This is a genomic window from Yimella sp. NH-Cas1, from assembly GCF_022359705.1.
GTDB lineage: Bacteria > Actinomycetota > Actinomycetes > Actinomycetales > Dermatophilaceae > Yimella > Yimella lutea.
Genome location: NZ_JAKSGG010000003.1, coordinates 1,091,139 through 1,110,603, shown reverse-complemented (window position 1 = coordinate 1,110,603; position 19,465 = coordinate 1,091,139). Strand labels below are relative to the sequence as shown.

Annotated in this window: 21 protein-coding genes; 7 read left to right on the top strand and 14 right to left on the bottom strand. The window is 67.3% G+C overall.

Annotated features, from left to right (window positions below; genetic code table 11):
• Positions 1-78 precede the first annotated feature (78 nt).
• From MF407_RS05720 to MF407_RS05695, 6 genes are all read right to left on the bottom strand, one after another.
• Complete coding sequence (locus MF407_RS05720; RefSeq protein WP_239701713.1) at positions 79-876, bottom strand: RNA methyltransferase; 798 nt, start codon at positions 874-876, stop codon at positions 79-81.
• 26 nt (positions 877-902) lie between these two features.
• Positions 903-1,295 (bottom strand): 50S ribosomal protein L20, encoded by a 393-nt coding sequence (gene rplT, locus MF407_RS05715; protein ID WP_129626732.1) that lies wholly within the window; start codon positions 1,293-1,295, stop codon positions 903-905.
• A 73-nt stretch (positions 1,296-1,368) separates the two neighbouring features.
• Positions 1,369-1,563 carry a 50S ribosomal protein L35 gene (rpmI, locus tag MF407_RS05710; RefSeq protein WP_129626730.1) on the bottom strand — a complete coding sequence of 65 codons (195 nt, stop codon included), beginning with the start codon at positions 1,561-1,563 and terminating at the stop codon, positions 1,369-1,371.
• Positions 1,564-1,651: 88 nt separating this feature from the next.
• Positions 1,652-2,296 carry a translation initiation factor IF-3 gene (gene infC, locus MF407_RS05705; RefSeq protein WP_129626728.1) on the bottom strand — a complete coding sequence of 215 codons (645 nt, stop codon included), beginning with the start codon at positions 2,294-2,296 and terminating at the stop codon, positions 1,652-1,654.
• 292 nt (positions 2,297-2,588) lie between these two features.
• Positions 2,589-3,779, bottom strand: a complete 1,191-nt coding sequence (locus tag MF407_RS05700; RefSeq protein WP_239701711.1) for an MFS transporter — start codon at positions 3,777-3,779, stop codon at positions 2,589-2,591.
• A gap of 65 nt (positions 3,780-3,844) precedes the next feature.
• Positions 3,845-5,734, bottom strand: a complete 1,890-nt coding sequence (locus MF407_RS05695; protein WP_239701710.1) for a serine/threonine-protein kinase — start codon at positions 5,732-5,734, stop codon at positions 3,845-3,847.
• 87 nt (positions 5,735-5,821) lie between these two features.
• Here MF407_RS05695 and MF407_RS05690 point away from each other — a divergent pair, with 87 nt between their 5' ends.
• Together MF407_RS05690 and lpdA are read left to right on the top strand one after the other, a co-directional pair.
• Positions 5,822-6,160 carry a DUF952 domain-containing protein gene (locus MF407_RS05690; RefSeq protein ID WP_129626722.1) on the top strand — a complete coding sequence of 113 codons (339 nt, stop codon included), beginning with the start codon at positions 5,822-5,824 and terminating at the stop codon, positions 6,158-6,160.
• Positions 6,161-6,203: 43 nt separating this feature from the next.
• Entirely contained in the window at positions 6,204-7,604 is a 1,401-nt protein-coding gene (gene lpdA, locus MF407_RS05685) for a dihydrolipoyl dehydrogenase (protein WP_129626720.1), read from the top strand.
• Between the two features lie 412 nt (positions 7,605-8,016).
• Here the strand turns inward: lpdA and MF407_RS05680 are convergent, their stop codons facing one another.
• Positions 8,017-8,985 (bottom strand): zinc-binding dehydrogenase, encoded by a 969-nt coding sequence (locus MF407_RS05680; protein WP_141928767.1) that lies wholly within the window; start codon positions 8,983-8,985, stop codon positions 8,017-8,019.
• A gap of 140 nt (positions 8,986-9,125) precedes the next feature.
• Between MF407_RS05680 and MF407_RS05675 the strand changes: the two genes are divergently transcribed.
• From MF407_RS05675 to MF407_RS05655, 5 genes are all read left to right on the top strand, one after another.
• Positions 9,126-10,625 (top strand): AMP-binding protein, encoded by a 1,500-nt coding sequence (locus tag MF407_RS05675; protein ID WP_239701709.1) that lies wholly within the window; start codon positions 9,126-9,128, stop codon positions 10,623-10,625.
• Positions 10,622-11,584 carry a phosphotriesterase-related protein gene (locus MF407_RS05670; RefSeq protein WP_239701708.1) on the top strand — a complete coding sequence of 321 codons (963 nt, stop codon included), beginning with the start codon at positions 10,622-10,624 and terminating at the stop codon, positions 11,582-11,584. Before MF407_RS05675 ends, MF407_RS05670 begins: the two co-directional genes overlap by 4 nt.
• A gap of 309 nt (positions 11,585-11,893) precedes the next feature.
• Positions 11,894-12,763 carry a patatin-like phospholipase family protein gene (locus MF407_RS05665; RefSeq protein ID WP_239701707.1) on the top strand — a complete coding sequence of 290 codons (870 nt, stop codon included), beginning with the start codon at positions 11,894-11,896 and terminating at the stop codon, positions 12,761-12,763.
• A complete protein-coding gene (locus MF407_RS05660; protein ID WP_239701706.1) occupies positions 12,760-13,074 on the top strand; it encodes a hypothetical protein in 315 nt (104 codons plus the stop codon). Before MF407_RS05665 ends, MF407_RS05660 begins: the two co-directional genes overlap by 4 nt.
• 26 nt (positions 13,075-13,100) lie before the next feature.
• The gene (locus MF407_RS05655; RefSeq protein ID WP_239701705.1) at positions 13,101-13,586 is read left to right on the top strand and encodes a hypothetical protein; all 486 of its coding nucleotides are present in this window, start codon (positions 13,101-13,103) and stop codon (positions 13,584-13,586) included.
• A 15-nt stretch (positions 13,587-13,601) separates the two neighbouring features.
• On the opposite strand, the gene MF407_RS05650 is transcribed toward MF407_RS05655, so the two are convergent.
• The 7 genes from MF407_RS05650 to hisD are packed head-to-tail and all read right to left on the bottom strand — an operon-like array spanning position 13,602 to position 19,458.
• Positions 13,602-14,366: an SseB family protein gene (locus tag MF407_RS05650; protein WP_239701704.1), complete on the bottom strand. Its 765-nt coding sequence runs from the start codon at positions 14,364-14,366 to the stop codon at positions 13,602-13,604.
• Positions 14,359-15,096, bottom strand: a complete 738-nt coding sequence (gene priA / locus MF407_RS05645) for a bifunctional 1-(5-phosphoribosyl)-5-((5-phosphoribosylamino)methylideneamino)imidazole-4-carboxamide isomerase/phosphoribosylanthranilate isomerase PriA (RefSeq protein ID WP_129626709.1) — start codon at positions 15,094-15,096, stop codon at positions 14,359-14,361. The genes MF407_RS05650 and priA overlap by 8 nt, the downstream gene beginning before the upstream one ends.
• Positions 15,097-15,111: 15 nt before the next feature.
• A complete protein-coding gene (hisH, locus tag MF407_RS05640; RefSeq protein WP_141928772.1) occupies positions 15,112-15,726 on the bottom strand; it encodes an imidazole glycerol phosphate synthase subunit HisH in 615 nt (204 codons plus the stop codon).
• Positions 15,723-16,340, bottom strand: coding sequence for a hypothetical protein (locus MF407_RS05635; protein ID WP_129626705.1), 618 nt, complete (start codon positions 16,338-16,340; stop codon positions 15,723-15,725). The genes hisH and MF407_RS05635 overlap by 4 nt, the downstream gene beginning before the upstream one ends.
• A gap of 15 nt (positions 16,341-16,355) precedes the next feature.
• Complete coding sequence (gene hisB / locus MF407_RS05630; RefSeq protein ID WP_129626703.1) at positions 16,356-16,997, bottom strand: imidazoleglycerol-phosphate dehydratase HisB; 642 nt, start codon at positions 16,995-16,997, stop codon at positions 16,356-16,358.
• Positions 16,994-18,127 (bottom strand): histidinol-phosphate transaminase, encoded by a 1,134-nt coding sequence (locus tag MF407_RS05625; RefSeq protein ID WP_129626701.1) that lies wholly within the window; start codon positions 18,125-18,127, stop codon positions 16,994-16,996. Before MF407_RS05625 ends, hisB begins: the two co-directional genes overlap by 4 nt.
• Positions 18,124-19,458 (bottom strand): histidinol dehydrogenase, encoded by a 1,335-nt coding sequence (gene hisD, locus MF407_RS05620; RefSeq protein ID WP_239701703.1) that lies wholly within the window; start codon positions 19,456-19,458, stop codon positions 18,124-18,126. Before hisD ends, MF407_RS05625 begins: the two co-directional genes overlap by 4 nt.
• Positions 19,459-19,465 lie beyond the last annotated feature (7 nt).

Sequence of the window (19,465 nt, the reverse complement as noted above, 5' to 3'; positions counted from 1 at the left end):
TCTCTACGTTTTCGTCGGATCCGGGCGTGGATGCGTCCGGTTCACCGCGCCGAGTCTATCGACGCAGTGTCGAGCGGTTCATCCGGATTTCGGGTGAGCTGCGGCTGCGCTGGCGTACATGCAGACAGTGGCGGCCATCGCGAGATTCAGCGACTCTGCATGGCCGTAGATCGGTACCCGGACGACCTCGTCGCACGCGTCGCGGACCTCCGGTTCGAGGCCCCACGCCTCGTTCCCCATGACCCAGGCGTGCGGGGTGGCCAGGTCAGTGTCAGGCAAGAGCTGAGTGCCGATGCCATCGGTGGCGAGCAGCCGCAGGCCGGCGGACCGACACGCGGCGAAGATCTCCTCGACCGAGCCACCGAGGCTGACCGGCAGGTGCCACAGGGACCCGACGGTCGAGCGGACGACCTTCGGGTTGTAGATGTCCACACTGGCGTCGCTGACCAGGACACATCGCGCACCGGCGGCGTCCGCGCCACGGATCACCGTGCCGGCGTTGCCGGGATCGCGGACGTTGGTGAGCACCACGACGTAGCCGTCGCCGGCCAGTGCATCCTGCAGCGGGACGTCGACCGGTCGTGCGACGGCGGCGATGCCCTGCGGGTGCTGGGCCTCGCACATCGCTGTCATCACAGCGTCCGTCACCTCACGCACCGGCACGCCCCGGCCGGCGGCCAGTTCGATCAGCTCTGCGTCGGCGCCCGCCACGGCATAGACCGTCTGTGCGGTCTCCGGGCGGAAGCGCAACAGTTCGCGGACGGCTTGCGGCCCTTCGGCCAGGAAAAGCCCCGCCCGCTGACGCGACGAACGCCGGTGCAGCGCACGGACCTTCTTGACCCGATCTGACTGCGGGTTCGAAAGGACGGGCTCCACCGGCGTTCGTCGGTTGCTGTGCTGCGTCAGGCGACGTCTGCCTTCGAGTCGGTGTTCGATTCGGTGCTGACGTTGGCCTTGGCGATCTCGACCAGCGCGGCGAAGGCGGCGGCGTCGTTGACGGCCAACTCGGCCAGCATGCGACGGTCGACCTCGATCTCGGCGTTCTTCAGACCCTGGATGAACCGGTTGTAGGTCATGCCGTTGGCGCGCGCGCCGGCATTGATGCGCTGGATCCAGAGGCGACGGAAGTCGCCCTTCCTGGCGCGACGGTCCCGGTAGCTGTAACCCATGCTGTGGGTGACCTGCTCCTTCGCCTTGCGGTAAAGGCGCGAGCGCTGGCCGCGGTAACCGCTGGCCTGCTCGAGGACGGTACGGCGCTTTTTCTGGGCGTTGACTGCCCGCTTCACGCGTGCCACGTGAATCTCCTTCGTTCTGGGGCGGTCCCGAGATGTTGGTCGATCTCAGAACCAGTGCTGCAAAGTGGGCTGATTACTTACCGAGAAGCTTCTTGATCTTCTTCTCGTCGGACTTGGCGACGACGACGTCCGGAACGAGGCGACGGGTGGCCGTCTTGCTGCGCTCCTGGAACTTGTGCACGTGGCGGGCGCGCTGGCGCATCACCTTGCCGGAGCCCGTCACGCGGAAGCGCTTCTTGGCACCACTGTGGGTCTTCATCTTCGGCATGAGCCGATCTCCTTCATATCGCTGTCCCGGCGCGTGGGCACCGGTCGTCTGGCATCGAGGCCCGCAGGACTCGAAGTTTTCGGTCGTGTTACTGAGCAGCCGTTTCGGTCTCAGGGGTGGCCTCGGCGGCGGCAGCACCCGAGTCGGACGACGGCGCACCGGCGGCTTTCTCCTCGGCAGCCTGCTCGCGACGGCGACGACCCTCGGCGCGGGCCTCGGCCTTCTTGCGGGTCGGGCCGAGCACCATGATCATGTTGCGGCCGTCCTGCTTGGGCGAGCTCTCGACGAAGCCGAGTTCACCGATGTCCTCTGCGACGCGTTGCAGCAGGCGGAAGCCCAGCTCGGGACGCGACTGCTCACGCCCGCGCAACCAGATCGTCACCTTCACCTTGTCGCCGGCCTTGAGGAAGCGCTCGATGTGACCGAGCTTGGTGGAGTAGTCGTGCGGGTCGATCTTCGGACGGAGCTTGATCTCCTTGATGACCGTGTTGACCTGGTTCTTGCGGGCCTCACGCGCCTTCAGGGCAGCTTCGTACTTGAACTTGCCGTAATCCATGAGCTTGGCCACGGGAGGCTTCGCTTCCGCGGCCACCTCGACGAGATCGAGGTCTGCTTCGGCAGCCAGTCGCAATGCGTCCTCGACTCGGACGATTCCGACCTGCTCACCGTTGGGGCCGACCAGCCGCACTTCCGGAACCCGGATGCGGTCATTGATTCGTGGCTCGACGCTGATGTCTACTCCTTGTGTCTACGTTCAATGCTCCGTGCGGAGACAAAGAAAGGCTCCTCGTCACCGAAGTGCACGAGGAGCCAACGCCAGACAACGGAGCGATACTCACGGCGAAATGCCGCGGGTGGGACGATCGAAACCGTCCACTCCGGTACCGGGACCCGGCGACATGCCTGTCGGCTCGGGTGGAAGCGTCGCTTCTCTTGCACACTCACACGGCAAACGCATGAGTCGGTGCTACAAGGCTACCAGTGAAGCCCGCGGCGACGAAATCGTCGCTCGTTCGATCGGGCGGTCAGGCGGCCAAAGCCACTTGGCTGCGACGACGGCGGACCACGAGCACGGACGCCGCGCCCACGCAGGCGATGAGCAGACCGGCCAGGCACACCAGCACGATCGCGCTCTGGTGCCCCCGGGAGTCGATGACCAGACCGGCGAGCGGTGCCGCCATCGCCGATCCGGCGGTCATGCATGATCCGTGCCAACCCATCGCCTCGCCGCGGGCCACGGCGGGCACGACCCGGCTGACTGCTTCGACGGACGCGGTGATCGTCGGCGCGCACAGCAGCCCGGCCAGCAACGCGAGAGCAGCGACGGTCACCGCGGAGTCTGCGAGCGCCATGGGCAGGGTGACCATCGCCAGACCGCTGAGCAGCAGGTACGGCGAGAGGCCGCGGGACAGTGCGCCGTAGACGAGACCGCCGACGATCGAACCTATCCCCCACCCGGCGAACACGAGTCCGAGCGATCCGGACTGCCCCCACTCGCGCAGGCCGGCGACGACGGAGACCTCACTGCCGACCAGGACGAGCGTCGAGGCGGCGGCGGCCAGGCACAGGCCGATGAATGCCGGCCGGAACCATGCCGATCGCGGGACGTCGATGACCTCGCCGGCCCCGGCGGTCTCCTCGCGCAGGCGCGGGTCGAGGATCCACAACACGATTCCGCCGAGGACGCCGAGCATCTGCAGGACGAAGAGGGTCGGTGCGGTGCCCCACTGGCTCCCCGCCCACACGGCGACGGCCGGCCCGGACATGTAGGCAAGTTCGACGCCCACGCCGTCCACCGACAACGCGGTGCGCCGTTCGTGCATCGGCACGGCAGCGATGACGCTCTGGCGCGCGATGGAGAAGATCGGGACGACGAAGAGACCGGCGACACCGGCGAGGATCAGCAGCGGCCAGTAGCCGACGAAAGGGGCTACGGCCCAACAGGATCCGTTGATCAGAATCGACGGGAGGACGACCTTGCGCAGACCGTGACGGTCGAGCAGGCGTCCACGCCAGGGGCCGCTGACGGCGATGGCCAAGGTGGCCACGGCCGACACCAGACCGGCTTCCCCCCAGGAACGACCCAGCTGCTCGACGACGTGCAGCATGAGCAACACCCCGGTGCCGAAGATCGGGATCCGCAGCAGGATTCCGAGCAGCAGCACACGACGTGCCGCCTGGTTGCCGAGCACGCTGCGGTAAGGGGTGATGGACATCCGTCCATTCTTCCAATTCGAAGTGTTCGAACACAAACAGTTTTCCGGTGAGTTCGATCACCGCCTCAAAGGATGCGGATCTCATGCACCTGCGAGTTGTCGCCGTCCAGCAGCCAGAGGGAGCCGGAGAAGACCAGGAAGTCCACCAGCCGTGGCGGCACTCCGGCGATGGACGCGCCCAGCGGCGCCTTCAGGTCGAAGTCGTACTTGGTGATCGTGCCCGCAGAACCGTCGTGAATCCACACGCCGTCGTTGCCCAGGGCAGCGCTACCGCGCACGTTGTTCTCCAGGTCGGCGGCGGTCACCTTCGAGCCGCGCACCTGGGCCAGGCCGTTGCCGCCGACGAACACTCGCCCGAAAGCAGCCACCACCCCGACGATGCCTGCGGGCAGGTCCACCCGTTCCCCGGCAGGCTGCCCGGTGGCCTCGTCGAGCGTCACCAGCGCCCGATCGCCGACACAGACGACGTAGACCTTGCCACCGGAGGCCGCGATTCCATCAGGACGGCTACCCACCTTGATCAGACCAGGGATGTTCTCACCGCTACGCATGTCGATCCTGCCTATGGCGTGCTGGCTCGGCACGACATACCAGAGGAAATCGGTTCCGGCGGCCGACCTGGAGATCGCGTGGTCGAGGCGGATGAGCTCACCGACCTCCCCGGTCGCGGCATCGACCGGCGTGAACGAACTGGAGTAGTTCCACACCCACGTCTTGCCCTGGCCGAAGTGCAGGCTGCCCGGGCCACCGTTGACCTTGATCGAGCGCACCGTCCGGTTCGCGAGGTCGATCCGACTCACCGTGCCGTCGTCGTAGTTCGCGGTCCACAACGCGCCGTCACCGCCGGCGAGCCCTCTTGGGTTCGGGCCCACCGAAATCGCACCGGACTTCAACTCACCTACCACTCCGGGCGAGGGGCCAGGGCCAGCGGGCTCGTCGTCCCGCGGGATCAGATGCCAGCCGATGGCTCCGGCCGCCAGTGCCGCGGCACCCGCCCCGGCTCCGAGCAGCACACGTCTCGACGGCCCACCGGCACGCGGCGCGGGCATCGTGGTAAAACCGCCGGGTCCATGGGTGACATCTGCGCCGACGAACGGCACCGACGAGTGGACTGATCCCCCGTCAACGAGAGCTGCACGAGCAGCTTCGGCCAACGCGGTACACGAGCCGAAGCGTCGATCCGGCTGTTTGGCGAGGCCCTTGGCGACGACGTGAGCCAGTTCGCCCGGCAGCTGCGGTCTGATCGTTCGAAGGTCGGGCGGCGGAGAGTACAAGTGACCCGAGATCCGGGCGACCTGTCGATCCGCTGCGAACGGCACCCGACCGGTGAGCAGTTGGAACAGCACACACGCCAAGGCGTACTGGTCGCTGCGTCCGTCGACCGGATCCCCGTTGATCTGCTCGGGCGACATGTAGTCGACGGTGCCGATGGTCATCCCGGCAGCGGTCAGCCCGTTGTCACTGACCTCCTTGGTGATGCCGAAGTCGGTCAGGTAACTGTGCGGTCTTCCTCTACTTCCGCTCACCAGGATGTTGGCCGGCTTCACGTCCCGGTGAACGAGCCCGCGGGCGTGCGCGGCGTCCAGCGCTCCCGCGACCTGGTGGACGATCTCCACCGCCTCCGCAGGCTCGACGCTTCCCTCCCGGATGACCTTCGACAGATCCGTGCCGTCGACGAACTTCATCGTGAGGTAGACGCGACCGCCTTCTTCCCCGGCATGCATGATCGGGACGACGTGCGGGTGATCCAACGCGGCGGCCAGCCGCGCTTCGCGGCGAAACCTGGCGAGGAACTCGGGGTCGTCGGCGACGTCGGCGTTCATCACCTTGATCGCGACGGTCCGATCGAGCGCGAGGTGCTGCGCCCGGTACACCGAGCCCATGCCGCCGCGCCCGGCCAGGCCGATGATGGACACTCCCCCGATTACGGTGCCAGGTGCCAGATCTCTCCCCACGGGGATATCCTGCCCTGCAGTGTGCGGCCAGACCAGCAACTCTCGGCCCGGTGAGTCCTTCGCGCTCCCACTGCTTCAATCTCGACCATGAAATCCGAGCCGACCACCGAACTGTTCCACCTCGCCCTTCCTGCGGACTGGATCCTGGCGCAGGAACAGGGTGAGTACCGCGTCTCGACCCGTGGTGTCACCCTCGAAGAGCAGGGCTTCATCCACCTTTCGTTCCAGCATCAGTGGCCGGCCACTAGGCAACGGTTCTACGCCGACGTGAGGGATCTGCTGCTGCTCCACGTCGACGCCGCGGACCTCGAGATCGTCGTGGAGGTCGGCAATCCGGAGACCGGCGAGCAGTTCCCCCACCTGTACGGCCCCCTGCCGATCGAGTGCGTGACCGCCGTAGAACTGCTCCCGTACTTGCAGGTATGACTCGGCGCCCACGCAGACGAACGGGCGGCGTACGCTCGTCCTCGTGGCAGAACACTTTGACGTCGTTGTCCTTGGCGCCGGCCCCGGTGGGTACGTCGCCGCCATCCGCGCCAGCCAGCTCGGTCTGAAGACCGCCGTGGTCGAGAAGAAGTACTGGGGAGGTGTCTGCCTCAATGTCGGCTGTATCCCCAGCAAAGCACTGCTCAAGAACGCGGAACTGTCGCACACGCTGAACCACGAGAAGGAGAAGTTCGGCATCGTCGGCGACGCCTCCATGGAGTACGGCCCGACACACAAGCGCAGCCGAGCGGTCTCCGAGGGCATCGTCAAGGGTGTCCACTTCCTGATGAAGAAGAACAAGATCACCGAGATCGACGGCTGGGGCACCCTCACCGGCCCGAAGACGATCTCGGTCGAGGGCAACGACGGTGAGACCCGTGAGGTCACCTGCGACAACCTGATCCTCGCCACCGGCGCGACTACCCGCATGCTGCCCGGAGTGAAGGTGAGCGACAACGTCGTCACCTACGAAGAGCAGATCCTCGACCCGAACCTGCCGAAGTCGATCATCATCGCCGGCTCGGGCGCCATCGGCGTCGAATTCGCTTACGTCATGGCCAACTTCGGTGTCGATGTCACGATCGTGGAGTTCCTCGACCGCATGGTGCCGACCGAGGACGAAGAGATCTCCAAGGAACTCGCCAAGCACTACAAGAAGCTGGGCGTCAAGGTGCTGACCGGTACCAAGGTCGAGTCGGTCGAGGACACCGGCTCCGGCGTCAAGGTGACAGTCTCCCCCGCCAAGGGTGGAGACGAGAAGGTGCTGGAGGCAGACCGCCTGCTGTCCGCCATCGGGTTCGCGCCGCGCCTGGAGGGCTACGGCCTGGACGCCATCGGTGTCGAGACCACCGACCGCGGCGCCATCAAGGTGGACGACTACGGCCGCACCAACGTCGACGGCGTCTACGCCATCGGTGACGTCACCGGCAAGCTGATGCTCGCCCACGTCGCCGAGGCCATGGGCATCGTCGCGGCGGAAACCATCGCGGGCGCCGACACCCAGACGATCGACTTCCAGAACATCCCCCGCGCGACCTACTGCATGCCGCAGATCGGTTCCATGGGTCTGTCCGAGGCACAGGCCAAGGACGCCGGCCACGAGGTCAAGACCGCGAAGTTCCCGTTCACCGCGAACGGCAAGGCCATGGGCCTCGGCGAACCGGTCGGCTTCGTCAAGGTCGTCGCCGACGCCGAGCACAACGAGATCCTCGGCGTCCACATGATCGGCCCGGACGTCACCGAGTTGCTCCCGGCCGCCGTCACCGCCACCACTTGGGACCTCACCGCCGCCGAGATGTCGCGCGTCGTGTTCGCCCACCCGACCCTGGGTGAGGCGCTCAAGGAGGCCTTCCACGGCATCGAAGGCCACATGATCAATTTTTGATTCTTGCTCCTTCGCGGTTCATGCCCCCAGCGCTTCGCAAGCTCGCGCTGGGGGCATGACGCGTCCCGCAAGGTGAGCCTTGCGCCGTGGTCACCCAAGTGCCACCACCGGCACACCGAGCCAGCCCTTCGACGAGGCATCGTTTCTGCCAGGGGGTCGATGCGTCCCGCCGCGTGAGCCTTGCGCCGTGGTCACCCAAGTGCCACCACCGGCACACCGAGCCAGTCCTTCGACGAAGTCGTTCCCGCCAGAGGGCTCAGCCGTCCCCAGGGTGAGTCTCAATCCTGCGCTGGTTGAGCCGCGGACCCGACGAAGGAGGGCCCGCGCGCCGAAACCACGGTGAGAAGTGCTGGGACTCAGCTGCATTCGTCACAGTCTCGCGCGATCTCACCGGGTTTGTTCCGTGAGGTAGTCACATGGTGAGGACGAGCTTGCCGAACAGGTCGCCGTCGATCATCCGCTCGAACGCTCCGCGGGCCTCGGACAGCGGGCGGACGGAGTCGATCACCGGCTCGATGCGACGGGAAGCCATGAAGCTCAGCAGGGCCTCGAGTTCCGAGCGAGTGCCCATCGTCGAACCCTGAATCCGCATCTGCTGGAAGAAGATCCGGGTGAGCTCCGCCTTGTCCGGTGCATCTCCCGACGTCGCCCCGGCGATCACGATCGTGCCGCCCGGGCGCAGCGACTTCACCGAGTGCGACCAGGTCGCGGCACCAACGGTCTCGAGCACGGCGTCGACCCGGCGCGGCAACCGCTCCCCCGACCCGAACGCGTCCTCGGCGCCGAGTTCGACGGCGCGCCGGCCGCGCTCCTCGTCGCGAGAGGTCACGAACATCCGCAGTCCTGCGGCGCTGCCCAATTGCACTGCGGCAGTGGCCACTCCACCACCCGCACCCTGAACGAGCACCGAGTCGCCGGGCTTCACACCGGCCTGGACGAACAACATCCGGTACGCGGTCAGCCAACCGGTCGACACGCAGGCGGCGTGCTCCACCGCCAGCCCTTCGGGCAGAGGCACGAGATTCGCCGCGGGGATCCGCACGTACTCGGCGAGAGTCCCGGGGTACACCTCGGACAGCAACGATCGCTTCGGATCAAGCGTCTCGTCACCTGTCCACCCCGGGCTCGCGATCACGGTGTGCAACACCACCATCCGTCCGTCGTCCGTTTCACCGACACCATCACAACCGAGCACCATCGGCAGCCGTTCGGGCGATAGACCGACGCCACGCAACGACCAGACATCGTGATGGTTGAGACTGGCCGCCTTCATCCGCACCGACACCCACTCCGCAGGCGTGCTGGCTGGGACGATGTCACTGATCTCGAGAGCGGACAGTGGGTCGGCAGAGTCGGTGCGGGCGGCGTGAGCGGCGAACATGGTGCCAGCCTAGACACACTGACCTCGACAATCCGTTGCCTCGTCCGCCCGGCTCGGCGTAGCGTGAGAGCGAATCCGGCCAGGCTGCAACGGAGCGTCCGTCGCACGTACGAATCCTGTTGCCGGACGGGAGGATTCGAATGGTCAACATCGCCGGTGAAATCTGGGAGACCGCTGATCGCCAGCCGGAGCATCTCGCGGTTCGTACGCTGGATTCGCAACTCACCTTCGCCGAGTTGAAGGCTGCCAGTGCGGCAGCCGGCGGCTACTTCCGTCAGGCCGGAGTGCAGCCGTACGACCGCGTCCTGTTCATCGCGCCGACAGTGATGGAGTTCCCGATCACCTACCTGGGTCTGCACGCTCTGGGCGCAACGGTGATCACTGCCAACACGATGTCGACCGCTGCGGAGCTGGACTACCTCTGTGAGGACGCGGGTGTCAGCCGTATCGTCGCGTACAGCCAGTGCGCGGATGCGTCCGGCGTGGTGGCCGAGCGCCGCGACCTACCGCTGGACATCATCGAGCCCGGCCATCGCTACGACACCGAGCCGCTGACCGCAGCGCACGATCACGACGCGAATGCCACTGCGCTCATCCTCTACACCTCCGGCACGACGGGCCGCCCGAAGGGTGCCGAGCTGACGGCGGACAACCTGGTGCAAACGCCCAAGATGTTCGAGCCGGTGCTGCAGGTCGAACCCGGCGACAGGTTCGGCACGGGTCTGCCGCTGTTCCACGTCTTCGGTCAGTGCGTGGTGATGAACGCCGTGCTCGTCCAGGGGGTCACCCTCTCGATCCTGCACCCGTTCACCCCGCAGACGATGCTGCGGATGATCACCGAGCACGAGCTGACCGTCGTGTCAGGCGTCCCGACCATGTGGAACGCCATCCTGCACGCCGCCGGCGACTACTGCGCCGACGACTTCAAGCACCTGCGTGTGGCCAGCTCGGGCGGCGCGTCGCTGCCGGTCGAGGTGATCAACGCCTTCAAGAAGAAGTTCGGCTGCGCGATCCTGGAGGGATACGGGCTCACGGAGTCCAACGGCACGGCGACCTTCAACGACATTCGGCGGGAACAGAAGGTCGGCACCGTCGGCCCGCCTCTCCCGGGTGCCGCCGTCGAGATCCGCGACCCGTCCGGGCAGCCGGTCGAGCCGGGCACCGTCGGCGAGGTCTTCATCACCGGACCGATGATCTTCAAGGGTTACTGGAATCGTCCGGACGCGACCGCGTCCGACCTGCAGGACGGATGGTTGCGCACCGGCGATCTCGGCTCCGTGGATGCCGACGGGTATCTGAGCATCGTCGACCGGGTGAAGGATCTCATCATCCGTGGTGGCTACAACGTCTACCCCCGGGAGGTCGAGGAGGTGCTCTACGCGCACCCCGAGATCGTCGAGGCCGCCGTCGTCGGTATCCCGCACGAGCACTACGGCGAGGAAGTAGCCGCTGTGGTCGTGCGCACCCCCGGCTCCACCCTCGACGCCGAAGGGTTGCGCGCCTACGCGAAGGAACAACTCTCGGCGTACAAGGTCCCGCACGTCATCACGTTCACCGACGCCCTGCCCAAGGGTGCGACCGGCAAAATCCTCAAACGCGCGATCGATCGCGCGTCCCTGGAAGCGCAGGAGCGGGCATGACCAGCGTCCCCACCGTCACCGGCACCGTCGAGTCCGCAGAGCTCGGACGGGTGCTCGTGCACGAACACGTCTTCGTGGTGAACGAGGAGTACCGGCAGAACTTCCAGGGCGACTGGGACGAGGAGGGAAAGATCGCCGATGCGGTCCGCGACCTCAACGAACTGAAGGGACTCGGGATCGACACGATTCTCGATCCGACCGTGCTCGGCCTGGGACGCTACATCCCGCGGATCCAGAAGATCGCCGCACAGACCGACCTGAACATCGTCGTCGCGACCGGCGTCTACACATACAACGAGATCCCGTTCCAATTCCATTACAGCGGACCGGGATTGCTGTTCGACGTCCCCGAGCCGATGACCGAACTCTTCGTGAAGGACCTCACCGAGGGAATCGCCGACACCGGCGTCCGAGCGGGATTCCTCAAGTGCGCGATCGAGGAGCAAGGGATGACTCCGGGCGTCGAGCGCGTGATGCGAGCGGTCGCGCAGGCGCACGTCCGCACCGGTGCACCCATCACCGTTCACACCAACCCGCATACCCGCTCGGGGCTGGAGGCGCAGCGCGTCCTGCGCGAAGAGGGCGTCGACCTGACCAAGGTCGTCATCGGGCACTCCGGCGACACGACCGACTTGGATTACCTCGCCGAACTCGCGGACGCCGGATCGCTTCTCGGCATGGACCGGTTCGGTCTCGACGTGCTGCTGCCGTTCGAGGACCGAGTCCGCACGGTCGTCGATCTCGTCGAGCGCGGCTACGCCGAGAAGATCGTCCTCGCGCACGACGCGTCGTGCTTCATCGACTGGTTCGACCCTGAGGCGAAGCGGCAGGTGGTGCCCAAGTGGAACTTCCGCCACATCAGCGAGGATGTCCTTCCCGCCCTGCGCGACGGCGGCGTCAGTGACGACGACATCGAGACCATGTTGGTCGCGAATCCTCGCCGTTACTTCGAGCGCTGATCGGTCAGCTCTCGCTCGGATCCTTCAGGCAGAGCGTCACCGCCGAACGCGTCGAGCTCGAAGTGCTACGGATCGATGGCGCAGCGGTCGGATCCGGCTCCGAGTCGCCACCCAGCTCGGATCGATTGCGTCGAGACGATACTGACCGAACTGCCGAGGACGCTGCTGTTCGGGCATCCGTCACTTCCCTTGTCCATCGAGGTCTCGACGGGACCTCACCCCGGTCCCGCCGAGGCCTCACCGAGGCCTCACCGAATCGTGCGCCATTGTGCTCGGTCGACAGGGCGATCGCTCGGATATCGTCGCGACGTGTCCCCCGCCGTTCATGACGATCCTCGCGCCGCCCCCGTCAGCACATCGCGCACCGCCTTCGTCCTCGGTGGCGGCGGTGTGTTGGGTGCCACCCAGATCGGCGCCCTACGAGCCCTGGTCGACCACGGCATCACCCCGGACGTCGTCCTCGGCACCAGCATCGGGGCGATCAACGGGGCGGCGTTCGCCGGGAGACCGGACGCGTCAGGTCTCGCCGATTTGGAGGACCTGTGGACACACCTGACCACGGTGCGCGGACTGCGCGACCGAGCGGACTATCTGCGCCGTCCTCGCGGACGAGACCTACGCACTCACCTCTACCCCTCCGGCGGGCTGCTCAAACTGCTGCGTGACGAACTGCCGGCCCGATCGATCGAAGACCTCCCGGTGCGCTTCCAGTGTGTGGCAGCGAGCGTCGAGCAGGCGAAGGCGCACTGGTTCACCAAAGGACCGCTCGCCGAAGCAGTCGTCGCATCCTGTTCGGTACCAGGGATGTTCCCGCCGTTCCGGATCGGCGACGAGCACTTCTTCGACGGCGGTCTGGTGCACTCGATCCCCGTCGGCCGCGCGATGCTGCTGGACTGCGACCGAATCTTCGTGATGCACGTCGGTCGGGTCGACCGCGCGCTGCGCGCCCCCAGATGGCCCTGGCAGGTGGGTCAGGTCGCGTTCGAGATCGCCCGGCGCCACCGGTATCTGGAGGAGATCGAATCGGTGCCCGACGAGGTCGAACTGATCGTGCTGCCGACCGGCACCGAAGCGGCACCGTCCGTGTCCTTCGGCCAGATGTCGAACACCGCCGTCCGCCGCCGGATCGACGACGCCTACGACGCGGCGTCCGCACACCTGACCGGCCTGCGCCGGTGAATCCGCCGGTCCCTGCGCTGATCGTCCGTCGGATCCTTCGCGATCCGATCTACGCCGTTGTCGCGCCGGTCATGATGTTGCTGCTCGTCGTCCTCGGCTGTCTGTTGTGGGTGCTGGAGTTGCCCAGCCGCCGCAAGCGCGGATGGCGCCTGACGTGGACCTGTGCGGCCGCCGTCCTGCTCGACTGGTCGGTGTTCGTGCGCTGTACCTGGTTGTGGTGTGTGATGCCGCCTTGGCGACGCAATCAGCAGGAGTGGCAGGCACGACATGTGGTCGTGCTCGGCCAGGAACTGCACCGGTTCGTGTGTTGAAACGGGCGCTGCTGTGGGACCCGGCCATGGACCTGTGCTTGCGTCGACTGCACGCCTACTTCCTCGGTGAGGGCATGACTGCGCAGGTGCGTGACGAACAGTTGCGCGCTTTCGCCGAACAGGTCGAGGTGAACGACGCGACCCTCCTGTTCCCCGAAGGCCGCAACTGGTCACCCGGCCGGCACGCGTCCGATCTCGCCGAGGCGATCGAGAAGGGTGAGACCGAGCGAGCGGCCTGGCTGGAACGCAACCCGCGGGTGCTGTCGCCACGATCCACCGGTGTGCGCCGCATCCTGCAGGCCAGGCCCGATTCCCAGGTGCTCGTCGCGGGCCATCAGGGAGTGGAGGACCTTCGCTCGGTGCCCGACATCTGGCGGGCCCTGCCACTGCGTCGGCAGATCCATATCGATGTGCGACAGGCAGATTCGCTACCGGACGAGCACATCGATGCCTGGCTGCAGGACGAGTGGGAACGGTTGGACGACTGGACCGACGAACTCGACGGCGACTGAGCGCCCCGCCGAGCCCTACTCGGCTGGGCGGACGGCGAACGAGACCGCGTCGATGCGGGCCCGCACCTCACCGTCGGTCGCCAGTCTCTCCCCCACGCGCTGCGCGAGGGCTGAAACCTCGGACGCGTCCAGCCCGGGCTGCAGGTGCAGCACGATGCGTAGTGCGCCGTTCTCCCCGGCCTCACAGGACGCTCCGGCCGCAGCCTGTTCGAGCGCCACCGCCGAGTCGACCGCTGCGATGACGTGCTCGTCCTCGTGTGCCGGACGCCACGGACGTCCCATCGCCAGCGCCCACACCATGCTGGGTCGCAGGACGGCCTGGTGCGGACCGGCCAGGTCGACCACCATCACGTCGGCGCGCTCGCTCACCGCAGCCTGCGCGGCCTTGTCCGCTGCCACCGGGGAAGGCCGTGCCGCCGGATCCCACGCGTGCAGCGAATCGAGTGAGGTGAAGACCGGCAGTGCACGCGTGCCGTCCTGTCCGACGAGCACCGCCACCGCCATGTCGGCGGCCTTGTCCGCGTGCAGGCCGCCGCCCTGGACGACCTCGGTGGCGTCGGCGACGATCGGAACCAGGAAGCGGGCGTCGGCGAGGGTCGCCATCAGCGAGACTTCGTCACCGGGAGCTGAAAGGGCATGCAGTACAGTCGGACTCGCCGAACCGTCATCGTGCCCGAAACCGGTGTCGGTGACCTGCCTACCCCGCCAGGTCTGCCCTGCGGAGTCGAACTGCTCGTCGGTCGAGTCAGGTACCTCGGAGCTCACAGCGTTCTCACGCACGCCCGGCGACGTCGAGCGCCTCGGGCAGCGTGAACGCCCGCTTGTACAGGGCCGAACCGACGATCGCCCCTTCGACACCGTTCGGCACCAGTTCACGGATCGCACGTAGGTCGTCCAACGTCGAGACACCACCCGATGCGACGACCGGACGGTCGGTGCGTGAGCAGACGTCCTTCAGCAGGTCGACGTTCGCGCCCTGCATCATCCCGTCCTTGGCGACATCGGTCACCACGTAACGAGCGCAACCCTCACCGTCGAGGCGGGCGAGCGTCTCGTAGAGGTCGCCGCCTTCCTTGGTCCAGCCACGCGCGGCGAGCGTCGTGCCCTTGACGTCGAGCCCGACGGCGATCCGGTCGCCGTGCTCGGCGATCGCGCGGGCGGTCCATTCCGGGTGCTCCAGCGCAGCGGTGCCGAGGTTGACCCGGCGGCAGCCGGTGGCCAGCGCCCGTTCGAGGGTCTCGGCGTCGCGGATGCCGCCGGACAGTTCCACCTTGATGTCGAGACGCTGCACGATGGAGGCGAGCAGTTCGTGGTTCGACCCGCGACCGAAGGCGGCGTCGAGATCGACGAGGTGCAGCCACTCGGCGCCTTGGTCCTGCCAACCCTTCGCGGCCAGCCAAGGGTCACCGAACTCACCACCGGTGCCGGCGATGCCCTGCACCAGTTGGACGGCCTGGCCGTCGACGACGTCGACGGCCGGAAGAAGCTCGAGGCGTGGCTGTTCGGTCATGTCACTTCCCTTGTCTCACAACGAATCACACCAGTTGCGCAACAACTGCGCACCGGCGTCCCCGGACTTCTCCGGGTGGAATTGTGTGCCTGCCAGCAGGCCGTCCTCAACCGCGGCGACGAAGGAGCCACCGTGCGTGGCCGTGCTGACGACGGCGGTGTCGGCACCTCCCCAGCGCGACGGGGCGAAGGAGTGGACGAAGTAGAACCGTTCGCCGTCCAGACCGTCCAACAACACGCTCCCCGCCCCGGCGGCGACCTGACTCCACCCCATGTGCGGGACGACGTCGGCTTCGAGACGGCCGACCTCGCAGGCCCAGCGCCGAAGGCCCGGCAACGGGGCCGGGCTGGGTTCGGCGCTGCCGTCGAACATCACCTGGTAGCCGACGCAGACGCCGAGAACCGGACGCCCGTTCGTGAGCCGCTGCTCGATCAATCCGGCAGCACCGACCGCGTCGAGGCCGGCCATGCACGCGTGGAAGTTGCCGACACCGGGCACGTACAGTCCGTCGGCCGACAGTGCGGCCTCACGATCGGCCGTCAACTCGACATCAGCGCCGACCCGCTCGAGCATGCGGACGACGGAGCGCACGTTGCCGCTGCCGTAGTCGAGGACGACGACCCGCTTCACAGGTTCTCCCGCAGTTCGGCGCGCATCTCGGCCTCGTCGCCGGCAACCTTCTCGAAGTGACCGACGGCGCTCCGGTCGGGCTCCACCAGAACTGCTTCGAGGTCGGACTTCACGCCCTCGCCGGACAGCATCCCGGCACCCGGCAATGCGAGAGCGTGCATCAACTGCTGCAACTGCGCGGTCGGGTCACCGGCGCGAGCCGCGAGCACCCGACGGACCCCGGCGACATCGTTCTCGTCGAGACCCGCCGACTCGGCGAGCTGACCGAGCTTCAGCGGTGGGAAACCAGGCACCTCATCCGCGCCGTGACCGGGCGTCCAACTGACCATCCGCGGTGCGGAGCGCCAGCCACGGGTCTGCGCGGACACGATCGCAATACCGTCGATCACGAAGAACCCCAAGGCTGTTCGCAGCCGGGTCGGTACCGGACGGTTCGCTGTCACGGTCAACGCGTCGTCGTATGGGGCCGACAGCTGAGTCGGTCCGGCGGGGACGACCGCGGTCCAGCCGGGCAGCGGGACGACGTAGCTGGGCACCACACCGCGCCGCACCCACGCGTCGGTCAGCTTGGCGTCGGCGTGCAGCAGCAGAACGCCGGGCAGCGTTCGACTCATGATCGGTTCATCGGCTCAAAGCACGCCCTTGGCGCTGGGCACGCCCTCGACGCGCGGGTCGCGCGCGATCGCGGCGCGCAGCGCTCGGGCGACCGCCTTGAACTGAGTCTCCACGATGTGGTGCGGGTCGCGACCGGACAGCACGCGAACGTGCAGCGCGATCCCTGCGTGGTGCGCGAAGCTCTCCAGCACGTGTCGGGTCAGCGAGCCGGTGTAGTCGCCGCCGATGATCGCGTAGATCTGCCCGTCGGGTTCACCGACGTGCACGAAGTAGGGGCGACCGGCCACGTCCACGACGGCTTGCACGAGTGCCTCGTCCAGCGGCACCGTCGCATCGCCGAACCGGCTGATCCCGCACTTGTCACCGAGCGCCTCACGGACGGCCTGCCCGAGCAGGATCGCGGTGTCCTCGACCGAGTGGTGAGCGTCCACGTCGACATCGCCGACGGTCTTGACCCGCAGATCGATGAGCGAGTGCTTCGCCAAGCTCTCGAGCATGTGGTCGTAGAAGCGCACACCCGTCGAGATCTCGGCCTTCCCGGTTCCGTCGAGGTCGACCCGCACCTCGACTGAGCTCTCCGAGGTCTTGCGCGACAACTCAGCGACGCGGTGCGGCTGGTTCTGCGGCGAGTAGGGCTCTGCGTGAACGGAATTCATGCTGTCTCCTGACGTTCGTCCGCGCCTCGCGCGGTGGCGAGGACAGTGCTGAAGGCGGCGAGGACGGCGTCCGTCTCGTCCGGTGTGCCTGCGGTGATCCGCAGGTGGTTGGCGATGCCGACGTCACGCACCAGGACCCCCTGGTCGAGCAGAGCCTGCCAGGTCGTGGCGGCGTCGTCGAACCCGCCGACGAGGACGAAGTTCGCATCACTCGGCACCGGTCGCAACCCGAGATCGGTGCACCCCGCGACCAATCGGTCACGCTCGGCCTTGATGGCCTCGACCATCGACAACATCGTGGTGCGGTGTTCGAGAGCGGCACACGCGACCGCCTGCGTGACGGACGAGAGGTGATAGGGCATCCGGACCAGACGGAGCAGGTCGATCAGGTGTGGGTCAGCGGCCAGGTAGCCCAGACGCACCCCCGCGAAGGCGAACGCCTTGGACATCGTGCGGGTCACCACCAGTCGCGGCCGTCCCTTGAGCAGCGTGATCGCACTGGGCGTGCCCGGTCGCGCGAACTCGGCGTACGCCTCGTCGACGACGACGATCGCGTTCGGTGCTGCGTCGTACACGGCCTGCACGACGTCGAGGTCGAGTGCGGTGCCGGTCGGGTTGTTCGGGGAGGTGAGGAACACCACCGACGGGTCATGTTCCGCTGCCTGTTCCACCGCGAGGTCGAGATCGATGTCGAAGCGGGACGGATCCTGGGTGCGCATTCCGTCGACCCAGCTCGTACCGCTCACGCCGCTGATGATCGGGTGCATCGAGTACGACGGGGTGAAGCCGAGGGCGGTACGTCCGGTGCCGCCGAAGGCCTGCACGATGTGCTGCAGCACCTCGTTGGAGCCGTTGCCCGCCCAGACCTCGTCCGGCTCCACGTGCACGTCGGTCGTCCGGGTGAGGTAGTCGGCCAGGTCGGTGCGCAGCCGGGTGAACTCACGGTCGGGGTACCGGTTGAGCGTGCTCGCGACGGCCTCCACCTCGGCGAGGATCGCGTCGACCACCTCGCGTGAGACGCCGTAGGAGGATTCGTTGGTGTTGAGCGCCACGGGCACGTCGAGCTGCGGAGCGCCGTAGGCGGTGCGGCCGCGCAGATCCGCGCGCAGCAGTCGGTCGAGTTCGTTCATGAGCGCGCCTCGAAGCGGGCGGTCACGGCCTCGCCGTGCGCCGGTAGATCTTCCGAATTTGCAAGCGTCACAACGGTTTCGGCGATCTCGTCGAGCGCGTCACGAGAGTAGTCGATGACGTGGACACCGCGCAGGAAGGACTGCACCGACAGACCGCTGCTGTGGCACGCGCATCCGCCCGTGGGCAGGACGTGGTTCGAACCGGCGGCGTAGTCGCCCAGGCTCACCGGCGAGTGGTCGCCGACGAAGATCGCGCCGGCATTGCGGACCTTGGCAGCCACCGAGGCTGCGTCCGCGGTCTGGATCTCCAGGTGCTCGGCCGCGTAGGAGTCGACGACCCGCAGTCCGGCCGACACGTCGTCGACGAGGACAGTGCCCGACTGGCGCCCGGTCAGCGCGATACGCACCCGCTCGGTGTGCTTGGTCGCGGGCACCCGGCGCTCCAGCGCGGCGTCGACCGCGTCGGCCAGCTCCACCGAGTCGGTGACCAGCACCGATGCAGCCAGTTCGTCGTGCTCTGCCTGGCTGATCAGGTCGGCCGCCACCAGGTCCGGCTGCGCGGTGGCATCGGCGAGGATCGCGATCTCGGTGGGGCCCGCTTCGGCGTCGATTCCGATGAGCCCCTTGAGCAACCGCTTGGCGGCGGCGACGTAGATGTTGCCCGGGCCGGTGACCAAGGTGGCCGGTTCACAGACCGTGACTCCGGACGCGTCCCGCGCACCGTGCGCGAACATCGCGACCGCCTGTGCCCCGCCGACCGCGTACACCTCGTCGACGTCGAGCAGCGCGCACGCGGCCAGGATCGTCGGGTGCGGGTAACCGCCATTGTCCTTCTGAGGGGGGCTGGCGACCGCGATCGAGCCGACCTCGGCCAGTTGCGCGGGCACCACGTTCATCACCACCGAGCTCGGGTACACCGCCTTGCCGCCGGGGACGTAGAGACCGACCCGATCGACCGGGATCCACTTCTCGGTGACCGTGCCACCGTCGCTGACCTTCGTGGTCACCTCGGTGCGGCGCTGGTCGGCGTGCACCAGGCGAGCGCGGCGGATCGACTCCTCGAGCGCGGCGCGGACGGCCGGGTCGAGCGTTTCGAGCGCGGCGGTGATGACCTCGGCGGGCACCCGAAGCTGCGGGGGTCGGACGCCGTCGAACTTCTCCCCCAGCTCCAGCAGCGCCTCGACGCCACCATGCTCGACCTGCTCGCAGATCGGACGGACCGTGTCCAGCGCGGCCTCGACGTCGAACTCGGCACGGGGCAGGGTGTTACGCAGGCCACGGGCGTCCAGGTCGGACAGGGCGGTGCCGCGCAGATCGATACGGGAAAGCACGTGCTTC